This is a genomic window from Tolypothrix sp. PCC 7601 (assembly GCF_025677855.1).
Taxonomy (GTDB): Bacteria; Cyanobacteriota; Cyanobacteriia; order Cyanobacteriales; family Nostocaceae; genus Aulosira; species Aulosira diplosiphon.
In genome coordinates, this window is the sequence record NZ_CP064879.1 from 1,380,086 (window position 1) to 1,395,580 (window position 15,495).

Sequence of the window (15,495 nt, forward strand, 5' to 3'; positions counted from 1 at the left end):
CTCTGCTTCCTCTGCTCCCCCAGCCTACACAGCGACAGGATATTTTTTATTTGTTAGTCTCTTTGGTTATCTCCTCAATAATTCTGTTCCAGGCTAACTCAGGCTCGGTAGCCGCAGTAATTGGACGGCCAATTACCAAATAATCTGCCCCAGCTTTAATGGCTTGTGCTGGGGTGAGCGATCGCTGTTGATCTGCTTTGTCTGCCCAACTTGGACGCACGCCAGGACAAACAAAGAGAAAATCATCCCCGCAGGTTTGCCGCAATTGTGCTACCTCTTGGGGGGAACAAACTGCACCATCTAACCCTGTTTCTTGAGCTAGTAGCGCCATTGACAAAGCATATTCTGGCAATTCTAGGGGAATTTTTAAATCAAACGCCAATTGCCTAGCAGAAATGCTCGTCAACAGCGTAATCGCAATCAATTTCGGCGGTTTTACACCCGCTTGGGCTGCCCCTGTTTGTACTGCTGCGGTTGCGGCTTTCAGTGCATCCTTACCAGCAGTAGCATGAATAGTTAACAAATCCACCCCATAACGAGCCGCCGCCTGACAAGCGCCAGCAACAGTATTGGGGATATCATGAAACTTTAAATCCAGAAAAATCTGCTTTTCTCGAGATTTTAGCTCTGCGAGAATAGCTGGCCCAGTGCTAGTAAATAACTCTAAGCCAACTTTCCAGAAATTCACTTGCGGAAGCTGATCCACAAGAGCGATCGCACTCGCTACATCTGGTACATCCAAAGGTACAATAATTCGCTGCTCGGCTTTCATCGGCGTTGATCGGCGGTTCATTTCATAGATTAAGGTACTAAGCGCACAAACTTGTTTTTCCCTACCTGCAAAACTTTCTGAGCTAACTCATCAGGTTGGGCAAAAGTGGTATCAACATTAGTAATGCGATCGCCATCTAGGTAAACCCCACCTTCTTGAATTTTGCGTTTACCTTCGCCGCTACTTTTGCACAGGCCGCTAACATTGAGCAAATAAGCCAATTTTACGGGAAACTGGGGAATTTCAGCCAAAGAGAATTCCGGGATAGCACCTTTTTTACCACCGCTATCGGCAGCTGCTTTCGCCTGATTCGCCGCAGCTTCACCATGATATTGTTTCACAACTTCCCATGCTAAAAGTAATTGGCGATCGCGTGGGTTTGCGGGCAATTTCTCTAAAGCTAAATCTGTCAGTAGCTCAAAATACTGGGTTAGTAATTGATCGGGAACTCCCTGCAACTTTTGATATTTATCTGATGGGTGTTCCGATAACCCTACATAATTACCTAAAGACTTAGACATTTTCTGTACGCCATCTGTACCAATCAAAATTGGTAGTAATAGCCCAAACTGAGGCTTTTGCCCAAAATGGCGTTGTAAATCTCGCCCCACAGCAATATTAAATTTTTGATCAGTTCCGCCTAACTCCACATCAGCCTCAACCGCCACAGAATCATATCCCTGCATCAACGGATAAAGGAACTCATGAATGAAAATTGGATTCTCTTTTTTATAACGTTCTGCAAATCCTTCCTTGGCTAGCATCTGCCCTACTGTCATTGTGGAAAGTAATTCTAAAATTTTTCCTAAATCTAGCCGGGAGAGCCATTCGGAGTTATAACGTACCTCTAATTTGCCAGGTGTGTCAAAATCCAATATGGGGCGTACTTGGTCAAGATAAGTCTGAGCGTTCTGCGCTACCTCTGCTTCTGTCAGTTGGCGACGTACCTCAGATTTACCAGTTGGATCGCCAATGCGAGCTGTAAAATCACCAATAATTAGCACTGCTGTATGACCAGCATCTTGAAAAGCTCGCAGTTTTCGTACCGGTATGCTATGACCAAGATGAATATCAGCACCGGTTGGATCAATGCCTAATTTGACCCTTAAAGGTCTGCTTGTAGTTGCCAAGCGCTTTTCTAAAGTTTCACTTTCGCTGTCAACATCTGTTGGTTGTGGGAAGATTTCCACAACACCACGACGCAACCAAGCAAAATCTTGCGCCATGCTAGGAGATTCGCTATTAATTAAACTTTGGGCTGAAGAAATTAAGTTGGTTGTATTCACTGGCAATTTGTCCGTTCTCTTATCTGCCAAACTACTATAATTGCAAAAAATCAACCGCCTTGCTTCGCCAAATCAATTACAGTTAAATTTACAAGTGAGGAAGTGAAATCGCCGTGTCGTCTAGGACTTTTGAAGACAAGGAGCCACACACTAAGGCTTCATCAGGTTTTGAGTTTTTGAAAGGAGTAGGTCAGGTAGCTGGCGCAACTCTATTATCAATCACGATGCTGACAAGTTCAATTGTGGCGGGGGGATTGGTGGGCTTGGCTATTAGTTTCCGTAACTTGCCAGATGTGAGGCAACTACGTAACTTTTTTCCTTCAGAAACTACTTATATTTATGATCTTAAAGGCAAGCTGTTAGCTAGTGTTCATGGCGAAGCTAACCGCGAAGTGATGCCCTTAGATAAAATTTCTCCCAATTTAAAACGGGCTGTATTAGCCAGTGAAGATGGTCATTTTTACAACCACCACGGTATTAACCCTACAGGTGTAGGGCGTGCGATCGTGGTTAACTCAATTGCTGGTGGAGTTAAAGAAGGTGGCTCTACCATCACCATGCAGTTGGTGAAAAATATATTTTTGTCTCAAAAGCGTGCCTTTACCCGCAAAATCGCAGAAGCAGTTCTGGCAATCCGCTTAGAGCAAATTCTTTCTAAAGACCAAATATTAGAAATGTACCTCAATCAAGTGTATTGGGGTCATAACAACTATGGAGTACAAACTGCAGCACGCAGTTACTTTAACAAATCCTCAGAATATTTAACTTTGGGCGAATCGGCGATGATGGCTGGTTTAATTCAAGCACCAGAGGAGTTTAGCCCTTTTGTCAGCATGAAGTTGGCAAAACAAAAACAAAAAGAAGTTTTAGGGCGGATGCTGGACTTGAATTGGATTAGCCAGCAAGAGTACGATGATGCTCTCAAGCAAGAAATTAAATTAGGTAAAATTAGGTCATTTCAAGGTAGTGCATTACCTTATGTCACTAATACTGTATCTCAGGAGTTAGCGAAGAAGTTTGGGCGAGAAGCATTGTTGAAAGGCGGTATGCGTGTCCAAACTACAGTTGATGCCGAATTCCAAAAAATGGCAGAGCAAACTGTCGCTACCTGGCATGAAAGGCTCCAAGGCGAAGGCTTATCTAAAAATCAAATGGCTTTGGTAGCAATCGACCCCCGCACGCATTTTGTCAAAGCTTTGGTAGGTGGTGTAGACGCTAAAACCAGCGAATTTAACCGTGCTACCCAAGCGCAACGTCAGCCTGGATCTTCTTTTAAGCCATTTGTATACTACACAGCTTTTGCTTCTGGAAAATTTGCACCAGACACAACGGTGGTAGACGCTCCAGTTAGCTATCGAGATGGTAATGGTTGGTACTATCCCAGAAACTATGATGGTGGGTTTTCTGGGGCCATGTCAATTCGCACAGCCCTAGCCCAATCGCGTAATATCCCTGTCATTAAGGTTGGTAAGTCAGTGGGGATGAATAAAGTCATCGAAACTTGCCGTACCTTAGGAATTATGAGTCCAATGGAGCCAGTAACTTCTTTACCTCTAGGTGCGATTGGCGTGACACCATTAGAAATGGCTAGTGCCTATGCCACCTTTGCTAATTATGGTTGGCAGTCACCACCCACAGTCATTGCCCGTGTTACAGATAGTAGCGGAAACGTTTTATTAGATAATACACCCAAGCCCCAGCTAGTTTTAGATCCTTGGGCATCGGCAGCAATTATCAATGTTATGCAATCGGTAATTACTGATGGTACTGGTAAAAATGCTGCTATAGGTCGCCCTGCTGCAGGTAAAACGGGTACAACATCCTCAGAAAAGGATATTTGGTTTGTAGGTACGGTACCCCAGTTAACAACTGCTGTCTGGGTTGGTAGAGACGACAATAGACAATTAGCCCACGGTGCTACAGGTGGGGTGATGGTAGCCCCCATCTGGCGTGACTTTATGCAAAAGGCTTTAAAGGATGTACCAGTAGAAAGCTTTAAATCGCCCTCTCAGTTTCCTCGTCCGAAATCGAATGAGCGAGAATAGGAACTAGAGAATGGTTACTGGGGACTAAGGACTAGAAGCTGATTAATATTGACTTTTTGGATTTGAGATTTTGACTGACTTAATAGCAGCACTATTACCAAACTTCTAGCCCCTAGACCCTATACTTGTTTTTCCAGCTCGGCTTTCATCCGTTGTAGAGTAAGATGCATTTGGTCAAACATTTGTTGTGGTGTCACTCCAAACTGACCTAGCTGAGTTTTCATCTGCTCCATAGTCATTTGTGCCATGAAATCTTCTGATAGCTCAAAGCGCTTCATAAAGATGCGATACCGATCCATCATGGCTTCCATTTGCTCAATAAACAGCTTTTTACCTTCACGGTCAAATTTGCCGTAGCTATTACCAAGCTTGATAAGTGCTTGATAATCGTCAAACAGCTGTTTCGCTTCTTGCTGAACTATCTCAGAGTCAAAGAATCCCATTTTGTTTAATATTCAACTGAGCGCCCACACTCAGCAAATTATGGTTTTGCTTATATTTTTATTCTAGTCTAGGGCAATACTCTAGGGAATAAGCTCCGGTTCCTTTACGGTTTTTTAGGGAAATTTCAACACTTGACTCAAGATTCCGAGCGTGAAGTAAACAAGCTTAATACTGAGGCAAGACCTACAGAAATTGCTGCTGATTTAGGATTAGGTGGTTGGGCTTCTTTAATGTTCAGCTTGGCAGCATATTTTAACGCTACAGGATGTTGGGGATTCAGCTTTAATGCTTGGCGAATATAAACTGTTGCCATTCCCTGGAAGTTCTGCTTAAAATATGCAACGCCTAATAACGCATGATAGTCACTAATTTTTGGTTCTAGTTTGATGGCCTCACGTAATTCTTGCACACAACTTGCCCAGTTGCTTTGGTTAGCATACTGAACAGCTCGCTGGTAGTGACGATCCGCATAGTTTTGTTCGACGGGCTGAACATGATTTTTTTGGTCTACTTTCTGTTCCACTGATTTTTCTCTGAGTTTCGGAATTAGGGACATCGCTGCTTTTAGTAACAACAGGTGGATATTTTGCAACTATTCGGTACACTAAAAACCGAGAATTTTATTTTTTGTGGCTAAGACTAGGTTGAACTAAAATCTAGCTCAAATTTTTGCTATTTAAGAAATTTCCTCAGCCCAAGTTTATGTAATATATTATATTACATAATAGATATAAATAACTACTAGGAAATACAATGAATTTGGGCAATTCCTCTGTATCTAGGTTATTTGAATATAGCCTACTTATTGAGAACTGATCAGCCATAGCAAAAATCAATAAAATAGATTCATATACATTAGGAGAAGTATAAATATTTGCTGTAGAGAACAAGCCGAAGGCAGCACAGCCAATGTCATAGTTAAGTTTGTTTGCAACTTATAGCCGTAACCATCGGTAATTGGTAGTGGGTGAGCAACAAAAACATCAAACACTCAATGCCCAACACCAAACAATAAGCTGCATTTATGCAAGTGCTTTGCTAGGATGACTATCTAATTGTAGGTAATGTACTAGTGGTAAATTGGGGAATATGTTAACCAAGCGAAAAAGCCGCAGCGTTGCCGCTATTTTAGCTTTTTCTGGCACGCTGACCATTTCAGGATTACATAAGTTTTATCTAGGCCAACCTGTGTGGGGAATATTGTATGTTCTGCTTTCCTGGACTCCTATCCCCAAAGTAGCCAGTGCTATTGAAGGGGTTTGGTATTTGGCTCAAGATGAAGAAGCTTTTGATCGCAATTTTAATTTTGGTAAGTCAGCAATCAAAAATTCACAGCAGGTAAGCAATCAAGTAGGAGCGATCGCAGATGCTTTGCGAGAATTAGATAAGCTGCGCCAAGATGGATTAATTTCGGAGTACGAATTTGAGCAAAAGCGCCGCCAGATGCTAGACCAAATTTCTTGACACCAGAAAAAGTATGAAAAACTGGCTATCTTTCAACCCCAGGTTACAAAAACTCCGTACCCAGCTCCTCAACGACCCTTACTATAGACTGCAATCTGGGGAAGAAATTCAGCTGGCGATCCAATTGGGGATTCACATTGATGCTAATCAAGCAACTGTAGATGATTGGTTACGCTTACCTGGGTTTTCCATTCATCAGGCGCGATCGCTCGTAGAACTTTCACGTTCCGGTGTTAAATTTTATTGTATAGAAGATATTGCAGCAGCTTTGGCGATTCCTGTGCAGCGATTACAGCCAATCAAGCCACTGCTTAATTTTGCTTACTATGACGAAGAATCTTTAGAATGTCCAGCACCTTTAATTAATCCCAATTTAGCAACAGTTGAACATTTAGCAAAAATACCTTTTATTGATATATCTTTAGCGCAAGCTGTTGTGCAAAATCGTTTAGCTGCTGGCCCTTATCGTAGCTTAGTGGATTTCCAGCAGCGTTTGGCACTACCAGCAGATGCGATCGCCCAATTAATGTATTATCTCAGGTTTTAAGTTGGGGATTGGGGATTAGGGATTGGGGACTAGGAACAATCATAATTAACTAAAAAAGCTACTTTTAATTTCTAATTTCTAGTAGTCTGTCAAGAAATAATTGACGGATAGATTTCCTGTAGAGACGGCGATTTATCGCGTCTCTCTAACAGTCAAAATGAATTTGACAGACCACTAGTCCCTAGCCTTTAATTTTAAATAAACCCAAAGCGGTCGAGGGGCCAAAAACGGAATGTGGCTCGACCAATAATATTTTTTCTGGGTAAAAAACCCCAGTAACGAGAGTCATTACTATCGTTACGATTATCACCCATGACAAAAAATTCGCCTTCTGGAACTACTTGTGGCGGGTAAGGATTATTTGGTGGTTCAGCAATATAGTCTTCTTGCAAAGCTTGACCGTTGAGATAAACTTTACCATGAGCAACACTCACAACCTCTCCCGGTTCACCAATCACCCGCTTGATAAAAGCTTGGTCTTGAGGATATCCCCGGCGTTGCAGTTCTTCTGGTGGCTGAAAAACAATAATATCACCAGTTTTAGGCGGATGAAATTTATAAGATATTTTTTCCACAACCAGGCGATCGCCTGTGTGTAAGGTGGGTAACATAGAATCCGAAGGGATAAAACGCGGTTCGGCAATAAAAGTTCGGATAAGAAATGCCAAACATAACGCGATCGCAACTAGAGTTAGATTTTCCTGCCAACTACGCCATATTTTAGATGACGCTGGGCTATCTTTTGCTTCACTTTCGTGAGGAGTCATAAAATTTTTCAGCCAGTAAAAAAAGTGGTACAAATACCTTGATTATTTTGGCACTCAAGGTATACTTGTAATCAAGTTGGGTTCTGCATTAAACCCATACAAGCATTATTAATTGGGCTATCGCATCTACCAATTATAGGCAAAAGCGCTGAAAATGAACTAAAGCCTGTCTAAGTCGATACAAGCGCAATTTTAGGTGTGGTAAATAGGTAATTCAAATACCTAATTATAATTGTTGCAATTCTAAGGCAAGGTTTTAGAGCATTATCCGTTTTATTGTCTTATTGTCTCCTTCTGAAAAGTAAGGTAAGCTAGTTGCCGACTGGTAGAGCGATACAGCCAGTCGGTTTTTCTTATTTACTTATTGGTCGCTATACACCAAATTTTTGCATAAGAGATTGCAGTAATTAATCCACAAAAGGAAAAGCTTTAAATTTGAATTTCAAATCCCAAATGTGACATTTTCCCTTATATGCAATCTTGGGATAAAAATCGCAATGATGTTGATAGGAAATATATAGATGAAACTGCAACTACAACTCTTCAATTGTTACTAAACCACCTTCAGTAAACTGAATTACCAGTTCATATTCATCAAGTAAAGCAGTACCCAATAGAGGCAATCTTCCAGTAGCGAGTACATCTACTTCCCGTTCTTCTCCATTCCAAATAATCGTAGCTTGATGTACTGGCAAAATGACATTACTATTATTAGCTAAATTTACATACATATCATAAACAAACGGAAGACCCAACACTGCTACTGCTGCTGGAGGTAGGGAAAGAAAATTTGTAAATCCTGTATCAATAACAAATTCAATACTAAAATCTGGTTGATTTGGGAGTCTAAATATTATGTTGACAGTCGCACGTCCATTTTTAATAATCCCAGAAATCACCGATAATCACGCTCCATTTCCCCACTAAAAGAAGCAGCAACTTTATAACCTATGCGAATACCAAAAAGTCGAGCAAGTGGGTTTTTATTACGTAAATATTTAGCTGATTCTATCCCTATTTTATCAACACCATATTCACCTGTTTCTATATCAATAATCACCATCTTACCAATGTTTTCTTCTGTTTCTACTTGTTGCCGAATGATATTTTCATAAAGTTCGGTAGCACGTTTGGCGACTTCTTCGCGACTTAAAAGAATAGTTTGCAAGCTTTCACTCCTGAATTTTGAATTTATCTTGATTCTATCTCAGAGCTAATTTAATACGATCGCCTGTTTCCTACAAAAAACGGTAGAGCAATTAATACTCTACCGTTTGCATTTTTTAATTTGAGATTTAATCCCAAATTTTAAATTTTAAATTTTACTCAGCACCTTGGGATAATAACTCCCGACGCTGTTGAGAACTGACTTGAACGTTACCGTTTTCATCAACATCAACCAGGGCTGTATCGCCATCTTTAATGCGACCAGAGAGAATCTCTTCAGCCAAGCTATCTTCTAACAAGCGCATAATTGCTCGACGTAATGGTCGTGCGCCGTAGCTGGGGCTGTAGCCTTCTTGGATGAGGCGGTCTTTGAAGCGGTCGGTGACTTCTAAGGTGATACCTTTTTCGGTCAGGCGACCAAATACTTCTTTGAGCATGATGTCGGCGATTTCTGTAACTTCGGCCTTGCTCAACTGACGGAAGACGATAATTTCATCTAAACGGTTGAGGAACTCTGGACGGAAGTATTGCTTCAGTTCTTCGTTCACCAAGGAGCGAATGCGGTTGTATTGCGATTCGCTAGCATCGTCTGCAAACTCGAAGCCGATACCGCCACCACCTTTTTCAATTACCTTGGAACCGATGTTAGATGTCAAAATCAACAGAGTGTTCTTAAAGTCTACGGTGCGACCTTTAGCATCGGTTAAGCGACCGTCTTCTAAGATTTGCAGCAGCATGTTGAAGACATCGGGGTGAGCTTTTTCGATTTCGTCGAATAGCACCACGGTGTAAGGTCTGCGTCTTACTGCTTCGGTTAGCTGACCGCCTTCGTTATAGCCAACGTAACCTGGAGGTGAACCGATCAGTTTGCTGACAGTGTGACGCTCCATATATTCCGACATATCTAGGCGAATCATTGCTTCCTCGGAACCGAAGAAGTAAGAAGCCAAGGATTTCGCTAATTCGGTTTTACCAACGCCTGTGGGCCCTGAGAAGACAAAGCTGGCGATGGGTCGATTGGGATTTTTCAAACCGACACGAGCGCGGCGAATTGCTCGGGAAACTGCCTTCACAGCGTCTTCTTGTCCAATTAGGCGCTGATGTAGGGTGTCTTCCATGTGCAACAGCTTCTCGGATTCGGATTCGGTGAGCTTGTTCACCGGAACTCCCGTCCAGGATGCGACGATGTGGGCAATGTCTTCTTCTGTAACTACGGGTTCTAGACCTTCGTTACCAGAAGCATTGGTTTTGCTTTGAGCGATCGCGCGAATTTCGGCTTTGATTTCCATTTCGCGATCGCGCAGTTCTCCAGCGCGGTCGAAGTCTTGGGAGCGAACTGCATCATCTTTTTCTTTTAAGATTTGGCGCAGTTCTTTGTCTAACTCTTTAGCTGCGGGGGGCAATTGGGAGTTAATCAACCGGACTCGGGAACCTGCTTCGTCGATTAAGTCGATGGCTTTATCTGGCAGATAGCGATCGCTAATATAACGATCAGACAATTTCGCTGCCGCCACCAAGGCTTCATCGGAAATTTTTAGTTTGTGGTGTTGCTCGTAGCGATCGCGCAGACCGTAGAGAATCTCAATTGTTTCATCAACTGAGGGTTCACCTACCATTACTGGTTGGAAGCGGCGCTCTAATGCTGCATCCCGTTCGATGTGTTTGCGATATTCATCTAGGGTGGTTGCACCAATACATTGCAACTCACCTCTAGCCAAAGCTGGCTTGAGGATGTTCGCAGCGTCGATTGCGCCTTCGGCTGCACCTGCACCAATCAGGGTGTGTACCTCGTCAATGACGAGAATTACGTTACCCGCCTGACGAATTTCGTCCATGATTTTCTTCAGGCGTTCTTCAAATTCACCCCGGTACTTGGTTCCGGCTACAAGTAAACCAATATCCAGTGTGACTACGCGCTTGTCTTCCAGGATGTCGGGGACATCTTTGTTGGCAATGCGGCTCGCTAAACCTTCAGCGATCGCTGTTTTACCAACCCCTGGTTCACCAATTAGCACTGGGTTATTTTTTGTCCGGCGACCCAATATTTGGATAACTCGCTCGATTTCTTTGGCGCGTCCCACCACAGGATCGAGTTTGTTGTCGGTTGCCATTTGGGTGAGGTTGGAACCAAATTCATCCAAGGTTGGAGTTTTGGTGCGCCCAGAGGGGCCTCCTTGGGTGACTTCAGCTGTTTCGCCCAACATCCGAATGACTTGGGTTCGTACCTTCGATAGATCCACGCCGAGGTTTTCCAACACCCTGGCTGCCACACCTTCCCCTTCTCGGATCAGGCCCAACAGCAGATGTTCGGTGCCAATGTAGTTATGGCCTAATTGGCGCGCTTCTTCTAAAGATAGTTCCAGAACCCGCTTTGCCCGTGGCGTAAAGGGAATTTCCACAGCAACAAAGCCCGAACCCCGTCCTATGATTTTTTCTACTTCAATTCGGGCATCTTTGAGATTGACACCCATTGATTTCAGCACCTTGGCCGCAACTCCTGTCCCTTCACCAATCAGACCCAGGAGGATCTGTTCAGTGCCGACGAAATTGTGGCCTAAACGGCGGGCCTCTTCTTGGGCCAGCATGATTACCTTAATAGCTTTTTCTGTGAAGCGTTCAAACATGGCATTTTTCCCATCACCTGCGTCGTGCCGGTACGCTGATTTTAGCACAGGCCAAGCTTTTGGATATCTGTATAAAAAAATCAAGATATCTAAGTGGTATCACCCAAGTTGATGGCGTAATTCCTGAATATTTATTACTTTTGTGTGGCTGTTGTACTGAGGAGAACAAGAGAAACAGCGTTTTTAGCTCTAATTGCCCGCAAAAAAGCGCTGGAAGTCTAGTTTTATAGCCACTTCCAAACATTTATTCTTAACATATCTATTTTGTGAAGTCAAGAATTATTAAAAATATATTTATTTTTTCAATTAAATAGTTTTAAAAAATAAATAATACTCATCAAATTTTCTTGAAGAAAGTGTATTTTTTTCATGAAGATGACCAAAAGTCAACCGCAAAGTCATCAAAAGTTACATGGGAATCAGGGGGATTGGGGATTGGGGATGAGGGAGATGAGGAAGACAAATGACAAACCCCAATTACCAATTACCCATTACCCAATGACAAATGACCAATTTTACAAAAACCGAAATTGCCAAGAGGATTTGTTGAGGCGATCGCGTACCATTGTCTCCCATTGGAGCAAAGTTGTTTGAAATTGGGGATATTGCAGGTCGGGAAGCCAAAGAATTAAAGCGTCTTCGCCATTGTCCTGATAGTAGCGCCGTCGTCGCCCAGCTGTTTTGAAGCCAAATTTTTGATATAAAGATATAGCCGCTAGGTTGGAAGCTCGAACTTCGAGGGTAGCTCGCTCCAAACCGCGATCGCTAGCTGTCTTGAGAAGGGAATAAAGTAAAGCTTGTCCTAAACCTTGACAGTGATATTGGGGATGTACTGCCAAAATCGTAATGTGGGCTTCTTCTAAAATTGACCAAAAACAACCCATTCCTAGCAAACTTAAGCTAGAAGCCGGGGAAAATAAGCCTAGTAAAACACTGTTGGGACTATCTAACTCTCGTTGGTAGCCTTCCATTGTCCAAAGACCGCCAAAACAAGCTTTATCCAGTTCTAGGATTGCGCTGAGATCGTCTGATGTCAGTAATTGCAGTTTTAACTCTAATGAGATCACAGTTATTGGATAAGATTACAAACCCTTTGTAAACTGGGAATCGGGAGACTCACTCACGCCCATAATTTGAACAAGGACAACTCTTATAGTTATGGTATCGACTCACCCCACTGGGGTTCAACAGGCTGGTAGTCAATATTTACCTGCAAGGCGTAGCACTTCGCCTAATCAAGAACTTTTACCCTTGACGGCTCAAGTAAATAGTCATGGCTGCCTAGAAATTGGTGGGTGTGATATCACAACCCTAATAAAGCAGTTTGGCTCGCCTTTATATATTTTAGATGAAGAAACCCTGCGTTCGGCTTGTCAGCAATATCGAGATGCTTTCCAGCAATATTATCAGGGAGAATCTCAAGTACTTTATGCTTCTAAAGCTTGGAATTGTTTAGCAGTTTGTGCGATTGTCGCTGATGAAGGCTTGGGAATCGATGTCGTGTCTGGGGGAGAACTCTACACCGCCCTCAGCGCTGGGGTTAGCCCAGAAAAAATTTACCTCCACGGCAATAATAAATCTCGCTCAGAGTTAATTTTAGCGATTGAGTCTGGTGTCACCATTGTGGTGGATAACTGGTATGAGTTAAAAACCTTAGTGGAAATAGCAGAGGAGCAAGGAGAAAATTCCTTCCCGCTACCCATTCGGATTATGTTGCGCTTGACACCAGGTATTGAGTGTCACACTCATGAGTACATCCGCACGGGACACTTAGATAGTAAATTTGGCTTCGATCCAAATGATTTGGATGAGGTGTTTACCTTTGTTAGTAAGCAATCAGCCTTGAATTGTGCTGGTTTACACGCTCACATTGGTTCTCAAATTTTTGAACGCCAGCCCCATCAGGATTTAGCGGCGGTCATGGTGCAGTGGTTGCGGGATGCAGCCAAGTACGGTTTAAATGTGACAGAGCTAAATGTTGGCGGTGGTTTAGGCATTCGCTATGTAGAATCAGACGATCCACCAAGTATTGATGAATGGGTCAAAGCGATTTGTGATGTAGTGCAAACAGCTTGTGCAGCAGAAAATCTACCTTTACCCAAGTTATTATCGGAACCAGGGCGATCGCTGATTGCCACAGCTTGTGTAACTGCTTATACAATAGGTTCATCAAAGGTAATTCCGGAAATCCGTACTTACATAGCAGTAGATGGAGGTATGTCAGACAATCCACGACCCATTACCTACCAATCAGAGTACCGGGCTGTGGTCGCTAACAAAATTTCTGCTCCCTTGACAGAAACTGTCACAATTGCTGGTAAGCACTGTGAATCTGGGGATATTTTGATTAAAAATGCCCAACTCCCACAAACTGAACCTGGGGATATTCTCGTAGTTATGGGAACTGGTGCTTACAATTACAGTATGGCATCTAACTACAATCGCTTACCCCGACCGGCAGCTGTTGTAGTCTCAAACGGCGAAGCAAATTTAATTTTGCAACGCGAAACTTATCAGGACTTAATTAGGCAAGATTGCCTACCAGAAAGGCTCAAGAAATAGTTCAACGTCCAAGGTCAAATGTTCAAAGTCCGGAGTTAATAAATGTTCACTCTTGACTTTTTACTCTTGACTCTGGACTATTAATTCACTGTATTTTAGAGGCAAAATATTAATCCAGATGTCATGAGAGATTGGTGGAAGCAATGGCTGACAAACCTGGGATGGTCGCAGTCCTTGCTGCTTGGGACTCTGGATATCGTATTAGTATTGGCGCTGACCTACATGATACTAGTTATTATTAGTGAGCGCCGAACGCTGTGGATGGTACGGGGATTTATTATATTAATGTTGGCTTCAGCACTAAGTAATAGGTTGGGGCTACCACTCTTAAATTTCGTACTAGAAAAGTTGGTTATTGGCTGTGCTGTAGCAATGGCAGTGGCACTCCAGTCAGAGTTTCGGCGTTTTTTAGAACAATTAGGGCGCGGCGAATTCCGCCAGTTGTTTCATCCCTCCAGTTTGGCAGTACCTAAATCTGACAGTGTAATTGATGAGATTGTTGATGCTGTCAAAGAACTGTCAAAAAACCGAATTGGCGCTTTATTGATTGTGGAAACAACAGGCCCGATTGACGAGCGAGATTTTTCTGTACCAGGAGTGAAACTGAATGCTGAGGTTACTAAAGAATTAATACAAACTATATTTCAACCGAAAACTTTATTACACGATGGGGCAACCTTGATACGTGGCTCACGGATTATTGCATCGGGTATAATTTTACCACTTTCGGGACGCACAGCCTCGCGCCAGTTGGGTACACGCCACCGGGCTGCGATGGGAATTACTGAGCGGGTCGAAAATTGCATCTGTGTTGTTGTATCAGAAGAAACTGGTTCTATTTCCTTAGCTGAGCGGGGAATTCTCAATAGACCTCTGACGATTAGGAAACTAAAAGAGTCATTAGAAGCTCTTTTATCCCCAACGGTAGATCGGGAAGCTGTGGCTCCTGGTTTGTTAAGCTTGGGTCGTCAGCTTAATACTAAGGCACTAGTACTGGTTTCAAGGTTACTAGGATTACCACGTCTTCGACGCGCTACGCGAACGACCGCCTCTCGAGATAAAAAATGAAAGCACAACAAACTGAATTACAAGATTTGCCCCCTGGCTTAAAACGAGAATTACTGCCCAAACACGTTGCGGTGATTATGGATGGCAATGGTCGATGGGCTAAACGTCAAGGTCTACCCCGGATTATGGGTCATAAACGGGGAGTAGATGCACTCAAAGATTTGCTGCGTTGTTGTAAAGATTGGGGAATTCAGGCGTTAACAGCTTACGCTTTTTCCACAGAAAACTGGAAAAGACCCCAAGAAGAAGTTGATTTTTTGATGACTCTATTTCAAAGAGTTTTACGCCAAGAACTGCGGGAAATGGTGGAAGAGAACGTGCAAATTCAGTTCGTGGGGAATTTGAATGCACTACCGCGATCGCTCCAAGAAGAAATTTCCCGTTCAATGGCAGAAACTAAGGATAATCGCAGTATCCGGTTTACAGTAGCCACCAATTATGGTGGACGGCAAGAAATTTTACAGGCTTGTCGGGCGATCGCCCAAAAAGTTCAACAAGGTCTAATTCAACCCGATGAAATTGATGAGGCGGTATTTGAACGCCACTTATATACAGCAGGTATTGCCGATCCAGATTTATTAATACGTACTAGTGGCGAAATGCGCCTCTCAAATTTCCTTTTATGGCAAATGGCTTATGGTGAATTTTATATTACTGAAACACTCTGGCCAGATTTTGACCGCGTAGAATTCCACCGCGCTTTGTGTGCTTATCAGCAACGGGAACGGCGGTTTGGTGCGGTTTAGGGG

The 15,495-nt window shown here is 43.0% G+C and carries 15 protein-coding genes; 6 read left to right on the forward strand and 9 right to left on the reverse strand.

Going from position 1 to position 15,495, the window contains the following annotated elements; all coding sequences use genetic code 11:
- Positions 1-46: 46 nt before the first annotated feature.
- Positions 47-772 (reverse strand): orotidine-5'-phosphate decarboxylase, encoded by a 726-nt coding sequence (gene pyrF, locus HG267_RS05620; protein ID WP_045874009.1) that lies wholly within the window; start codon positions 770-772, stop codon positions 47-49.
- Between the two features lie 29 nt (positions 773-801).
- Positions 802-1,998: a tyrosine--tRNA ligase gene (gene tyrS, locus HG267_RS05625; RefSeq protein ID WP_045874151.1), complete on the reverse strand. Its 1,197-nt coding sequence runs from the start codon at positions 1,996-1,998 to the stop codon at positions 802-804.
- A 173-nt stretch (positions 1,999-2,171) separates the two neighbouring features.
- On the opposite strand from tyrS, the gene HG267_RS05630 reads away from it, so the two are divergent.
- A complete protein-coding gene (locus HG267_RS05630; protein ID WP_045874010.1) occupies positions 2,172-4,103 on the forward strand; it encodes a transglycosylase domain-containing protein in 1,932 nt (643 codons plus the stop codon).
- A gap of 119 nt (positions 4,104-4,222) precedes the next feature.
- On the opposite strand, the gene HG267_RS05635 is transcribed toward HG267_RS05630, so the two are convergent.
- Both HG267_RS05635 and HG267_RS05640 read right to left on the reverse strand, forming a co-directional pair.
- Positions 4,223-4,546 (reverse strand): DUF1825 family protein, encoded by a 324-nt coding sequence (locus HG267_RS05635; RefSeq protein WP_045874011.1) that lies wholly within the window; start codon positions 4,544-4,546, stop codon positions 4,223-4,225.
- A 137-nt stretch (positions 4,547-4,683) separates the two neighbouring features.
- On the reverse strand, positions 4,684-5,103 hold the full coding sequence (locus HG267_RS05640) for a tetratricopeptide repeat protein (RefSeq protein ID WP_052335411.1): 420 nt from the start codon (positions 5,101-5,103) through the stop codon (positions 4,684-4,686).
- Between the two features lie 533 nt (positions 5,104-5,636).
- Here HG267_RS05640 and HG267_RS05645 point away from each other — a divergent pair.
- Positions 5,637-6,011: an NINE protein gene (locus HG267_RS05645; protein WP_045874012.1), complete on the forward strand. Its 375-nt coding sequence runs from the start codon at positions 5,637-5,639 to the stop codon at positions 6,009-6,011.
- A 13-nt stretch (positions 6,012-6,024) separates the two neighbouring features.
- A complete protein-coding gene (locus HG267_RS05650; protein ID WP_045874013.1) occupies positions 6,025-6,558 on the forward strand; it encodes a helix-hairpin-helix domain-containing protein in 534 nt (177 codons plus the stop codon).
- A 194-nt stretch (positions 6,559-6,752) separates the two neighbouring features.
- On the opposite strand, the gene lepB is transcribed toward HG267_RS05650, so the two are convergent.
- From lepB to rimI, 5 genes are all read right to left on the reverse strand, one after another.
- Complete coding sequence (lepB, locus tag HG267_RS05655; RefSeq protein WP_045874014.1) at positions 6,753-7,325, reverse strand: signal peptidase I; 573 nt, start codon at positions 7,323-7,325, stop codon at positions 6,753-6,755.
- Between the two features lie 533 nt (positions 7,326-7,858).
- Positions 7,859-8,224 (reverse strand): clan AA aspartic protease, encoded by a 366-nt coding sequence (locus tag HG267_RS05660; RefSeq protein WP_045874015.1) that lies wholly within the window; start codon positions 8,222-8,224, stop codon positions 7,859-7,861.
- Positions 8,221-8,493, reverse strand: coding sequence for a hypothetical protein (locus HG267_RS05665; protein WP_045874016.1), 273 nt, complete (start codon positions 8,491-8,493; stop codon positions 8,221-8,223). The genes HG267_RS05660 and HG267_RS05665 overlap by 4 nt, the downstream gene beginning before the upstream one ends.
- Positions 8,494-8,647: 154 nt before the next feature.
- A complete protein-coding gene (locus tag HG267_RS05670; RefSeq protein WP_045874017.1) occupies positions 8,648-11,116 on the reverse strand; it encodes an ATP-dependent Clp protease ATP-binding subunit in 2,469 nt (822 codons plus the stop codon).
- Positions 11,117-11,631: 515 nt separating this feature from the next.
- The gene (rimI, locus tag HG267_RS05675; protein WP_045874018.1) at positions 11,632-12,183 is read right to left on the reverse strand and encodes a ribosomal protein S18-alanine N-acetyltransferase; all 552 of its coding nucleotides are present in this window, start codon (positions 12,181-12,183) and stop codon (positions 11,632-11,634) included.
- Between the two features lie 91 nt (positions 12,184-12,274).
- Here rimI and lysA point away from each other — a divergent pair, with 91 nt between their 5' ends.
- The 3 genes from lysA (at position 12,275) to HG267_RS05690 (ending at position 15,492) form a co-directional block, all read left to right on the forward strand.
- On the forward strand, positions 12,275-13,678 hold the full coding sequence (lysA, locus tag HG267_RS05680; protein ID WP_045874019.1) for a diaminopimelate decarboxylase: 1,404 nt from the start codon (positions 12,275-12,277) through the stop codon (positions 13,676-13,678).
- 123 nt (positions 13,679-13,801) lie between these two features.
- Positions 13,802-14,746 carry a diadenylate cyclase CdaA gene (gene cdaA / locus HG267_RS05685; RefSeq protein WP_045874020.1) on the forward strand — a complete coding sequence of 315 codons (945 nt, stop codon included), beginning with the start codon at positions 13,802-13,804 and terminating at the stop codon, positions 14,744-14,746.
- Entirely contained in the window at positions 14,743-15,492 is a 750-nt protein-coding gene (locus tag HG267_RS05690; RefSeq protein WP_045874021.1) for an isoprenyl transferase, read from the forward strand. The genes cdaA and HG267_RS05690 overlap by 4 nt, the downstream gene beginning before the upstream one ends.
- The last annotated feature ends 3 nt before the right edge of the window (positions 15,493-15,495 follow it).

Excerpts from the sequence above, each read along its gene's own strand:
- HG267_RS05635 (WP_045874011.1), bottom strand. The coding sequence starts at position 4,546 with ATGGGATTCTTTGACTCTGAGATAGTTCAGCAAGAAGCGAAACAGCTG.
- HG267_RS05690 (WP_045874021.1), top strand. The coding sequence starts at position 14,743 with ATGAAAGCACAACAAACTGAATTACAAGATTTGCCCCCTGGCTTAAAA.
- HG267_RS05670 (WP_045874017.1), bottom strand. The coding sequence starts at position 11,116 with ATGTTTGAACGCTTCACAGAAAAAGCTATTAAGGTAATCATGCTGGCC.
- HG267_RS05650 (WP_045874013.1), top strand. The coding sequence starts at position 6,025 with ATGAAAAACTGGCTATCTTTCAACCCCAGGTTACAAAAACTCCGTACC.
- tyrS (WP_045874151.1), bottom strand. The coding sequence starts at position 1,998 with ATGGCGCAAGATTTTGCTTGGTTGCGTCGTGGTGTTGTGGAAATCTTC.
- cdaA (WP_045874020.1), top strand. The coding sequence starts at position 13,802 with ATGAGAGATTGGTGGAAGCAATGGCTGACAAACCTGGGATGGTCGCAG.
- pyrF (WP_045874009.1), bottom strand. The coding sequence starts at position 772 with ATGAAAGCCGAGCAGCGAATTATTGTACCTTTGGATGTACCAGATGTA.
- HG267_RS05640 (WP_052335411.1), bottom strand. The coding sequence starts at position 5,103 with ATGTCCCTAATTCCGAAACTCAGAGAAAAATCAGTGGAACAGAAAGTA.
- HG267_RS05645 (WP_045874012.1), top strand. The coding sequence starts at position 5,637 with ATGTTAACCAAGCGAAAAAGCCGCAGCGTTGCCGCTATTTTAGCTTTT.
- lepB (WP_045874014.1), bottom strand. The coding sequence starts at position 7,325 with ATGACTCCTCACGAAAGTGAAGCAAAAGATAGCCCAGCGTCATCTAAA.
- lysA (WP_045874019.1), top strand. The coding sequence starts at position 12,275 with ATGGTATCGACTCACCCCACTGGGGTTCAACAGGCTGGTAGTCAATAT.